The organism is Aquificaceae bacterium (genome assembly GCA_037722135.1).
Classification (GTDB): domain Bacteria; phylum Aquificota; class Aquificia; order Aquificales; family Aquificaceae; genus Pampinifervens; species Pampinifervens sericum.
In genome coordinates, this window is sequence record JBBKAW010000071.1 from 16,958 (window position 1) to 23,440 (window position 6,483).

Annotated in this window: 6 protein-coding genes and 2 rRNA genes (1 of these 8 running past the window's edge); 5 read left to right on the forward strand and 3 right to left on the reverse strand. The window is 45.9% G+C overall.

Annotation, left to right across the window (positions count from 1 at the left end):
* Window positions 1–936 (forward strand): 23S ribosomal RNA (locus WKI49_05210) (it extends 2,768 nt beyond the left edge of the window).
* 31 nt (window positions 937–967) lie between these two features.
* Window positions 968–1,087, forward strand: a 5S ribosomal RNA gene (rrf, locus tag WKI49_05215).
* A 16-nt stretch (window positions 1,088–1,103) separates the two neighbouring features.
* Here the strand turns inward: rrf and surE are convergent.
* Window positions 1,104–1,853, reverse strand: a complete 750-nt coding sequence (gene surE, locus WKI49_05220) for a 5'/3'-nucleotidase SurE (GenBank protein MEJ7621890.1) — start codon at window positions 1,851–1,853, stop codon at window positions 1,104–1,106.
* A gap of 17 nt (window positions 1,854–1,870) precedes the next feature.
* On the opposite strand from surE, the gene WKI49_05225 reads away from it, so the two are divergent.
* Window positions 1,871–2,518 (forward strand): ATP-binding protein, encoded by a 648-nt coding sequence (locus tag WKI49_05225; protein ID MEJ7621891.1) that lies wholly within the window; start codon window positions 1,871–1,873, stop codon window positions 2,516–2,518.
* On the opposite strand, the gene WKI49_05230 is transcribed toward WKI49_05225, so the two are convergent.
* Window positions 2,515–3,168 (reverse strand): DUF554 domain-containing protein, encoded by a 654-nt coding sequence (locus WKI49_05230; protein MEJ7621892.1) that lies wholly within the window; start codon window positions 3,166–3,168, stop codon window positions 2,515–2,517. The genes WKI49_05225 and WKI49_05230 overlap by 4 nt on opposite strands.
* On the reverse strand, window positions 3,168–4,376 hold the full coding sequence (locus WKI49_05235; protein MEJ7621893.1) for a glycosyltransferase: 1,209 nt from the start codon (window positions 4,374–4,376) through the stop codon (window positions 3,168–3,170). Before WKI49_05235 ends, WKI49_05230 begins: the two co-directional genes overlap by 1 nt.
* Window positions 4,377–4,418: 42 nt before the next feature.
* Here WKI49_05235 and WKI49_05240 point away from each other — a divergent pair, with 42 nt between their 5' ends.
* A complete protein-coding gene (locus WKI49_05240; protein ID MEJ7621894.1) occupies window positions 4,419–5,594 on the forward strand; it encodes a pyridoxal phosphate-dependent aminotransferase in 1,176 nt (391 codons plus the stop codon).
* Between the two features lie 20 nt (window positions 5,595–5,614).
* Complete coding sequence (locus WKI49_05245; GenBank protein MEJ7621895.1) at window positions 5,615–6,406, forward strand: class II glutamine amidotransferase; 792 nt, start codon at window positions 5,615–5,617, stop codon at window positions 6,404–6,406.
* Window positions 6,407–6,483 lie beyond the last annotated feature (77 nt).

The following is a 6,483-nucleotide window of genomic DNA, read 5'->3' on the forward strand; positions in this document are numbered from 1 at the left end:
AAGTTCCGACCTGCATGAATGGCCCAACGAGTGCCACGCTGTCTCGAGGAGAGTCCCGGCGAAATTGTAATGCCGGTCAAGATGCCGGCTACCCGCGGCAGGACGGAAAGACCCCGTGAAGCTTCACTGCAGTCTGGCATTGAGCCTTGGCTTGTCCTGCGCAGGATAGGTGGGAGCCTGTGAAGTCCCTCCTCCGGGAGGGATGGAGGCGCCGGTGAGATACCACCCTGGACAGGCTGAGGCCCTAACCGAGCGGTGTTATCCACCGCCGGGACCGTGCCAGATGGGCAGTTTAGCTGGGGCGGCTGCCTCCTAAAAGGTAACGGAGGCGTCCAAAGGTACCCTCAGGCGGGTCGGAAATCCGCCGTAGAGTACAAGGGCAGAAGGGTGCCTGACTGTGAGGCAGACATGCCGAGCAGAGGCGAAAGCCGGGCCTAGTGACCCACTGGTTCTTCGGGGAAGGGCCAGTGATCAGCGGATAAAAGCTACTCCGGGGATAACAGGCTAATCTCCCCCGAGAGCCCACATCGACGGGGAGGTTTGGTACCTCGATGTCGGCTCCCCCCATCCTGGGGCTGAAGCAGGTCCCAAGGGTTGGGCTGTTCGCCCATTAAAGGGGGACGCGAGCTGGGTTCAGAACGTCGCGAGACAGTTCGGTCCCTATCCGCCGCGGGCGCAGGAGTCTTGAGTGGGTCCGTCCCTAGTACGAGAGGACCGGGACGGGGCAGGCTCTGGTGTACCGGTTATCTCTCCAGAGGTAGCGCCGGGTAGCCATCCTGCTACGGGATAAGCGCTGAAAGCATCTAAGCGCGAAGCCCACCACAAGATAAGGACTCCCTGAAGGGCCCTGGAAGACTACCAGGTTGATAGGCAGCAGGTGGAAGCTCCGTAAGGGGTGTAGCCGAGCTGTACTAATAGCCCGTTCGACTTGCACACCCACAGGAAGGAAAACCTATTGAGTTGCTTCCCTCGGGACCATAGCGGAGGGGAAACACCCGGTTTCCATTCCGAACCCGGCAGTTAAGCCCTCCAGCGCCGATGATACTGTGCGGGGCGAACCGCACGGGAAAGTAGGTCGTCCCGGGGGTTTATAAACTTTCCAACTACCTCTCCAAATTCTTAAGGAGCTCTAAAGCTCTATAGTTTGTAAGGTCAAGTTGTAGGGGTGTTATAGAAACATACCCATGGTAAACCGCCCAATAATCCGTGCCTTCTTCCAAATGCCAACCAAACTCTTCTGCGGTTATCCAATAAAGGGGTCTTCCAGAAGGGTCTGAAAGTTTTAATACCCTTTCCCTGTAAGCCCTTTTGCCTTGACGAGTAAGCATAAAGCCCTTTATTTCCTCTCTCGGTAGGTTTGGTATGTTCACATTCAAATAGGTATCCTCTGGCATACCCACCTCAAGGACCTTAAGGACCACTTCCTTTGCTATCTTTGCTATCTGAGAAAAGTCCACATCTTCCCTTCCAAAGGCGGAGAAGGCAACGGAAGGAATTCCCAGTATCCTCCCTTCCATAGCACCAGAAACCGTGCCAGAATAGGTTATGTCTTCTCCAAGGTTTGGACCTTCGTTTATACCAGAGCAGACAAGGTCTGGCTTTCTGCCCTCAAGGAAAAGGTAATATCCTAAATGCACACAGTCCGCAGGCGTTCCGCCTATGACGGTCCAAAAATCCTCATCCACCCTTCTTATCCTCAAAGGCTGTGTAAAGGTAAGAGAGTGCCCCACACCACTAAGGTTTCTGTCTGGTGCTACCGTTATAACCCTTCCAAGACTTCTTAACTCTTCCCTTAGGGCTTTTATACCTTCTGAAAAATAACCATCGTCATTCGTTAGCAGAAAGACAGGCATTGCTTATATTTTATCTCATGAATTGTCCCAAATGTGGCGGAACAGGCTTTGTAGACAAAGGAGGCGTATTGGAGCTTTGCGATTGCAGGTATGAGGGGGTCAACCTTCAAAAATACCTAAACATACCTCCAAGGTTTTTATCCGCAGAGTTTGAAAACTACGTGCCTATCTCAGCCTCACAAAAGCAAGCCCTTGAGACCTGCATTCACTACGCCTACAGCTTTGAACCAAAAGAGGGGAAGGGTCTAACACTCATAGGTCCTCCGCAGATGGGAAAAACGCACCTTGTGGTCGCCATCCTAAAGACCGTTTACAGAAAGAAAAGAATAAGAGGTGTGTTTTTTGACACAAAGGACCTCTTCTACAGACTTCAGAGCTACGCAAACACGGAAAAGTATAGTCGCTTCATGAACCTGCTTTTGAACGCACCCCTTTTAGCCCTTGATGACTTAGGAAGTGAAAGACTCTCTGACTGGAGGATAGAAACCCTCTCCCACATAATAAGCCATAGATATAACTTTCTTAAGAGCACCCTTATAACCACAAACTACCCATTGAATAAGCAAAGCGGTGAGGAAGTAGCAGGAGCTTTGGAGGAAAGGCTTTCACCAGCGGTAGTGGGGAAAATATATCAAATGACAGATGTTATATACCTAAGCACTTAAAAAAATAAGGAAAGCACCAGCGCAGGCATAAGGTTAAGCACTTTTATCCCTTTTAAAAGGTCAAAGATTTTAAGTGCGGTAAGCACCATAAGTCCACCACCTATAAAAAGTGCGTTTGATACGGATTGCTCTCTCAAAAACTCACCGTAAAAGTAAGCAAGAAGGGTTATAGAACCCTGAAAAAGAAGCACATACAAGGCAGAGAAGGCTACTCCTTTACCAAGGGAAGATGCAAGAATAATTGAAGAAGCTCCGTCCATAAAAGCCTTTGAAAGTATTAGAGAGCTATCTCCTTTTGCACCCTCAAGGACACAACCCATAAGGGTCATGGGTCCAACGGTAAAGAGCAGGGAAGCAGAAACAAAACCCTTGGCAAGGTCTGCCTGCATGCTTGTTAGAGCGTCAATCCTCTCTTCCAATTTAAGGAAAGCACCGATTAGAGAGCCAATAATCAAAAGAAAAAAGACCTTCAAGAGCTCTGGCTTGTTCTCTGAAATGAGCCTTATTCCCAAAAGCAAAGTGAAAAGACCTATGCCCTGCATAACAGAGGTCTTTAGTCTTTCTGGAAGGCTTTTGGAAATGAGAAGACCCACAGAGGAACCCGCCAGCACAAGCCCTGCGTTCACCAGAGTTCCAAAGGTAGGAAACATTAGCCTTCGCTGTTTTGGCTTGATTGAGCCTGAGAGAGTATATCTTCAAACATCTTGTAGAAAAACTCTGCCCTATCTTGAGGTGTATAGTTTTGAAGCACCCTTTCCCTTGCTTTCTGACCTATCTCCATGGCTTCCTGTGGGTTTTCCAAGTAATAGACCAGCTTTTCCTCTATGTCCGCCCTGTCAAGGGGAAGGTAGGTTATTATTTCTTGACCCGGTGTAAAAAATCCTGGCAAGGTTGCTCTATAGTCTATAAAGGGTGCACTACCCATGTAGGCGACCTCTAAAGGTGCAAAGCCTATACCAGTGGGAACTGCATGAGGGTAGCTAAGTATGGTTATGTAAGACCTTCCAATCATTTCAAGTGCTTGGTCCCAGCTCTCTATTGGCACGTGCTCGTGTCCTTCCTTTAGCTCTCCTTCAAAAAGACCCACTATTTTGAGGTTTATACCCTCAAGGAAACTAAGCGTATACCACCTTTTTCTGGCGGTTGCGTAGAAACTAATATCGTTCAAAAGCCTTACATAGTCCTGAGGGTTTTCTTGACGCCATTTGTTAAACTCTTCTTGAAAACTCTGGTTAAACATGGACAGTATATATTCGCTAACATAAAGGATATGTGCCTCTGGGTTTCTAAAGAGGAACTCACCTACTTCAAAAAAGTATGGGATATATTCCTCTTTTAAGTTATTAGCTACCTGCTGGGCAATTATGTTAGGGTCTACTACAGGTCCAAGGAATACCGCTTCTATGTCCTTTTCGTATGAAGGTTCTACCATTTGACTGGGGTCTACGAAGGGAGTTATATAGAAGGTGCCTCTTTCGTGTCCGAGAAACCTCAGGCTGTCCGCATACTTAAGGTCTGTAACTACAGGAAGGAAGTTGTTTGCCTCTCTTAGGTCAAAGAGGGTAGGAAAGTGAAACAATGGCTCGTCTGTAAAGAGGCTTACATGCACAAAGCCAAAGGCATCAAAGATGGGAAGTCTCTCGCCATTCCTTTCTCCAAAGACCACACAGCTACCGTTGAGGTCAAGGGTGAAGAGTGGAGAAAAGTCCAATAGCCTGTTTACCACTTCCTTAAGGTCTCCTTCAGTTAGGTCAAAGTCCTGCACCTGTGCACCCTTTTCTCTAAAAAGCTCAAGAAAAGCCAAAATATGTCTGTTTATCCCAAGGTCCTTTCCTTGTCTTAAAAGAGCTATACGCATGGTCTAAAAATCATATCATAGTTTTCGGGTTATAATAGCTTTATGCTTGCAAAGAGAGTATCTCATATAAAGCCAGCACCTACGCTTGCCCTTACAGCTAAGGTAAGCCAGCTCAAGGCTCAAGGTGTAGATATAGTGGGTTTTGGTGCAGGAGAGCCTGACTTTGACACGCCAGATTTTATAAAAGAAGCCTGTATAAGAGCCCTAAAGGAAGGGAAAACCAAGTATGCACCCTCTGCTGGTATTCCACAGCTAAGAGAAGCCCTTGCAGAGAAGCTCCTTAAAGAGAACGGTATAGAGTACAAACCCTCTGAGATAGTAATAACCGCAGGAGCAAAGATGGCACTTTTTCTTATTATGCTTGCTCTTTTGGAAGAGGGTGATGAGGTGCTACTCCCTACACCTTACTGGGTAACCTATCCAGAGCAGATACTTCTCTGTAATGCAAAGGTTGTAGAAGTGCCACTTAGAGAAGAAGAAGGCTTTGTCCTCAAGGCTGACCTTCTGAGAGAATACATAACACCAAAGACAAAAATGCTAATACTTAACTCACCCTCTAACCCTACTGGTGCGGTAATTCCAGAAGAAGAACTAAGAAAGATTGCGGAGCTCTGCCTTGAAAAGAACATACTTATAGTTTCGGATGAATGCTACGAAGCCTTTCTCTACGACGGAGAAAGGTTTGTAAGTCCTGCCAGCCTCTCAAAGGAGATAAGAGAGATAACCTTTACCGTTAATGCCTTTTCAAAGAGCTATTCTATGACAGGATGGCGTGTGGGTTATGTAGCCTGTCCAGAAAAATATGCAAAGGTAATAGCGGACCTAAACAGTCAAAGCATTTCCAACGCCACCACCTTTGCCCAGTATGGAGCCTTAGAGGCTTTAAAAAATCCAGAAGCCAAAACCTTTGTGGAAAATATGAGAAAAACCTTTGAAAAGAGAAGAGACCTTGCTTACAGTCTATTGAGGGAGATACCAAAGGTAAGCGTAGTCAAGCCTAAGGGAGCCTTCTATATATTTCCAAATTTCACATATTACTCACAAAAACTGGGTTCAGACCTAAAACTTGCGGACTATCTCATAGAAAAGGGTCGTGTTGCAGGTGTTCCTGGCTCTGCCTTTGGTGCGGAAGGGTATCTAAGGCTTTCCTACTGCGTTTCTGAGGATACCATAAAGGAGGGTATTAGTAGGATAAAAAATGCGGTTGAGAGCATATAACTGCCTGTCTGGAGGATAATATGTGTAGACTGTTTGGAGTTATAGCCAACAAAGAGGTGGATATGGATTTTTCCTTTAACTTAGCGGATAAGCCCTTTAGGGAATTTTCAAAATCTAATCCTCATGGATGGGGTATAGGATATTACGATAAGGGGAAGGCAAGGGTTATAAAGCAGGGACTGGAAGAGGTGGGAACTATAAGCAATTATAACTTCTCCGTGGTAGAAACGGTGCGTTCAAGGATTATCCTTTCACACGTTAGATACGCTACCTATGGCAATTCTTCCAAAGTAAACGCCCATCCCTTTATTTTCAAAAATTGGATATTTGCACACAACGGAAGCGTAAATAGAGAATGTCTGAAAGGATACTTAAGTGAAGACTACCTTAGGCTAATTGAGGGGAATACAGACTCAGAAGTGTATTTCCTTTTGATAATGCAGGAAATTGAAAGACATGGAGAGGTGCTTGAAGGTATAAAAAGTGCTTTAAGCATGGTTTATAACTGCGAAAACTACACTGGATTGAACTTCATACTATCCGATGGGTATAGAATATATGCATACAGGGATGCCTCAAGCAATGAAAAATACTACTCCCTTTATCTTCTCAAGAGAGAAAACCCTGATTATGACCTCTTTGAATACCTATCAGAGGAAACAAGACAGCTATTGAGAAGTAAATCCTTGAGAGGAGAAAGGGCTGTTTTGGTCTCTTCGGAGAAGCTAACGAAAGAAAGGTGGACCTTAATACCTCTGAAGAACCTTGTTATAGTTAGTCCGAACTTGGAGATAACCTTCATTAGCCTTTAGCCTTCATTTTCAAAGCGTGTGCTATAATTAATCTCTATGGAGGAAAGGCAAGAACCTCAAGAAGCTCAAGAACCTTC

Excerpts from the sequence above, each read along its gene's own strand:
- surE (MEJ7621890.1), bottom strand. The coding sequence starts at position 1,853 with ATGCCTGTCTTTCTGCTAACGAATGACGATGGTTATTTTTCAGAAGGT.
- WKI49_05225 (MEJ7621891.1), top strand. The coding sequence starts at position 1,871 with ATGAATTGTCCCAAATGTGGCGGAACAGGCTTTGTAGACAAAGGAGGC.
- WKI49_05230 (MEJ7621892.1), bottom strand. The coding sequence starts at position 3,168 with ATGTTTCCTACCTTTGGAACTCTGGTGAACGCAGGGCTTGTGCTGGCG.
- WKI49_05235 (MEJ7621893.1), bottom strand. The coding sequence starts at position 4,376 with ATGCGTATAGCTCTTTTAAGACAAGGAAAGGACCTTGGGATAAACAGA.
- WKI49_05240 (MEJ7621894.1), top strand. The coding sequence starts at position 4,419 with ATGCTTGCAAAGAGAGTATCTCATATAAAGCCAGCACCTACGCTTGCC.
- WKI49_05245 (MEJ7621895.1), top strand. The coding sequence starts at position 5,615 with ATGTGTAGACTGTTTGGAGTTATAGCCAACAAAGAGGTGGATATGGAT.